Annotated in this window: 3 protein-coding genes; 2 read left to right on the top strand and 1 reads right to left on the bottom strand. The window is 70.0% G+C overall.

Translation table 11 applies throughout. The features are described from left to right. Positions 1-51 precede the first annotated feature (51 nt). Positions 52-1,203: a quinolinate synthase NadA gene (gene nadA, locus KME77_RS23050; protein ID WP_219471017.1), complete on the bottom strand. Its 1,152-nt coding sequence runs from the start codon at positions 1,201-1,203 to the stop codon at positions 52-54. Positions 1,204-1,365: 162 nt separating this feature from the next. Between nadA and erpA the strand changes: the two genes are divergently transcribed. Together erpA and KME77_RS23040 are read left to right on the top strand one after the other, a co-directional pair. Further along, the gene (gene erpA / locus KME77_RS23045; protein WP_043638338.1) at positions 1,366-1,719 is read left to right on the top strand and encodes an iron-sulfur cluster insertion protein ErpA; all 354 of its coding nucleotides are present in this window, start codon (positions 1,366-1,368) and stop codon (positions 1,717-1,719) included. 101 nt (positions 1,720-1,820) lie between these two features. Next, the gene (locus tag KME77_RS23040) at positions 1,821-2,807 is read left to right on the top strand and encodes a carbohydrate kinase family protein (protein WP_219471016.1); all 987 of its coding nucleotides are present in this window, start codon (positions 1,821-1,823) and stop codon (positions 2,805-2,807) included. The last annotated feature ends 221 nt before the right edge of the window (positions 2,808-3,028 follow it).

Raw genomic sequence — 3,028 nt, 5'->3', positions numbered from 1 at the left:
GGTCACGGGATCCAGGCCTGGATCCCGTGACCACGGAGCACGGCGGGGGATCTACGGGAGGGCCAGCATGCGGTCCAGGGCGGCCCTGGCCCAGTGGGCGGTGTCGTCGTCGACGGTGATCCGGTTGACGACCTCGCCCAGCGCCAGCGACTCCAGCGCCCACACCAGGTGCGGCAGGTCGATCCGGTTCATGGTCGAGCAGTAGCAGACCGTCCGGTCCAGGAACGACACGTTCTTGTCCGGGAACATCGTCCCGAGCCGCTTGACCAGGTTCAGCTCCGTGCCGACCGCCCAGCTCGAACCCGCCGGGGCCGCCTCCAGCGTCCTGATGATGTGCTCGGTCGAGCCCACGTGGTCGGCCTTGAGGACGACCTCGTGCCGGCACTCCGGGTGCACCAGCACGTTCACGCCGGGGATGCGGCGCCGTACGTCGTCGACCGACTCGGCCGTGAAGCGGCCGTGCACCGAGCAGTGGCCCTTCCACAGGATCATCCGCGCCCGGTCGAGCTGCTCGCGGGTCAGGCCGCCGTCCGGCCGGTGCGGGTTCCAGACGACGCAGTCGTCCAGCGACATGCCCATCTCCAGCACCGCCGTGTTGCGGCCCAGGTGCTGGTCGGGCAGGAACAGCACCTTCTCGCCCTGCTCGAACGCCCAGTCCAGGGCCCGCTTCGCGTTGGAGGAGGTGCACACCGTGCCGCCGTTGCGGCCGCAGAACGCCTTGATGTCGGCGCTGGAGTTCATGTACGTGACGGGAATCACGCGGTCGGCGAGACCGGCGTCCTCCAGCGACTCCCAGCACTCCTCCACCTGGTCGAAGGTCGCCATGTCGGCCATCGAGCAGCCGGCCGCCAGGTCGGGCAGCACCACCTTCTGGGCCGGGGAGGTCAGGATGTCGGCGGACTCGGCCATGAAGTGCACGCCGCAGAAGACGATGAACTCCGCCTCGGGCCGGGCGGCCGCCTGCTGGGCCAGCTTGAAGGAGTCGCCGGTCACGTCGGCGAACTGGATGACCTCGTCGCGCTGGTAGTGGTGACCCAGCACGAACAGCCGGTCGCCGAGGACCTGCTTGGCCTTGCGGGCGCGCTCGACCAGGCCGGGGTCGGAGGCGGGGGGCAGCTCTCCCGGGCAGTCGACCCCCCTCTCGCTGTGCGGGTCGGCGCCCTGTCCGAGCACGTAAAGGGGCAGTCCGGTCTGCGTGGCCATGGCCACACCTCCTTATCGTCAAACTGACGATACATGATGACACAAGGTGCGAAGCCCCACATTCCCGGGGCCGGGGCGCCTGGGAATGTGTGGCACCCGGCATGTGTTGGTAGCGTCTTAGTAGGACGTCGAAAACAGACAGCCGGGTTAGGGAGTCAGCAGATGACGGTTGAGAGCAGCGAGACCACGGCGCAGGGCCTGATCCTGACTGACGCGGCCGCCGCCAAGGTCAAGAGCCTGCTTGAGCAGCAGGGCGAGGAGGGCCTGCAGCTGCGCGTGGCCGTGCAGCCGGGCGGTTGCTCCGGCCTGCGCTACCAGCTCTTCTTCGACGACCGCTCGATGGACGGCGACGTGGTGTCGGACTTCGGCGGCGTCAGCGTGGTCACCGACAGGATGAGCGCCCCCTACCTGATGGGCGCCTCCATCGACTTCGTGGACACGATCGAGAAGCAGGGCTTCACGATCGACAACCCCAACGCCACCGGCTCCTGCGCCTGTGGCGACTCCTTCAACTAGTCACCGTTGAAGGCCGGGTCCCGCTCGCGTTTGTGCGCGCGGGACCTTCGCGTATTCTCGTTGGGCTCATTGGCTTGCTGACAACGAGGAAGAAGAATCCCGTGCGCATCGCCGTCACCGGCTCCATCGCGACAGACCATCTGATGACCTTCCCAGGAAGCTTCGGCGACCAGCTCATCGCCGAGCAGCTCGATCGGGTATCGCTCTCCTTCCTGGTAGACGACCTGCAGATCCGTCGCGGAGGGTGCGCGGCCAACATCGCCTTCGGCATGGGGTGCCTGGGGCTCAGCCCCGTCCTCGTCGGCGCCGTCGGCAACGACTTCGCCGACTACCGCTCCTGGCTGGAGCGCCACGGCGTCGACTGCGGCTCCGTGCACGTGTCCGAGACGCACCACACGGCGCGCTTCCTGTGCACCACCGACCAGCACCACAACCAGATCGCCTCGTTCTACACCGGCGCGATGGCCGAGGCGCGCAGCATCGAGCTGCAGCCTGTCGCCGACCGCGTCGGCGGCCTCGACCTGGTGCTGGTCAGCCCGAACGACCCCGACGCCATGCTGCGCCACACCGACGAGTGCCGCCAGCGCGGCATCCCGTTCGCCGCCGACCCCTCCCAGCAGCTGGCCCGCATGGCCGACGAGCAGATCCGCGACCTCGTCGACGGCGCCGCCTACCTCTTCTCCAACGACTACGAGAAGGGCCTCATCCAGCAGAAGACCGGCTGGTCCGACAGCGAGGTGCTGCGGCGCGTGGGCGTCCGCGTCACCACGCTCGGCCCCAAGGGCGCCGTCATCGACCGCGCCGGTGAGCCGTCCGTCCAGGTCGCGCCCGCGCCCGAGCTGGGCAAGGCCGACCCGACCGGCGTCGGCGACGCCTTCCGCGCCGGCTTCCTGGCCGGCCTGGCCTGGGAGCTGCCGCTGGAGCGCTGCGGGCAGCTCGGCAACCTGACCGCCACGCACGTGCTGGAGCGGGTCGGCGGGCAGGAGTACGAGCTGGGGCAGAAGGGCTTCCTGGAGCGGTTCGCCGCCGCCTACGGCGCCGGCGCGGCCGAGGAGATCTCCGGCCTCGTCAAGTGCCACCACGCCTGACCCACACCGGCTCACGAGGGCGCTGACGGCCTCCGGCCGCACCGCCCTCGCGGCGGCCGGCGGCCACGGCCGTACCGATTCCCCGCGGGGGGTGGCGGTCACGGCCGTAGCGATTCCCCGCGGGGGGTGGCGGTCACGGCCGCACTGACCTCCCCGCGGGCCTTGGCCGTCCCCGCCGCACCCCTTCCTCCCCGGAGGAGGCGTCCCCAGGGACGCCTCCT

Origin of the sequence: Nonomuraea rhizosphaerae (assembly GCF_019396405.1) — a bacterium.
Lineage (GTDB): Bacteria > Actinomycetota > Actinomycetes > Streptosporangiales > Streptosporangiaceae > Nonomuraea > Nonomuraea rhizosphaerae.
This window is presented reverse-complemented; position numbering and strand designations above follow the sequence as displayed.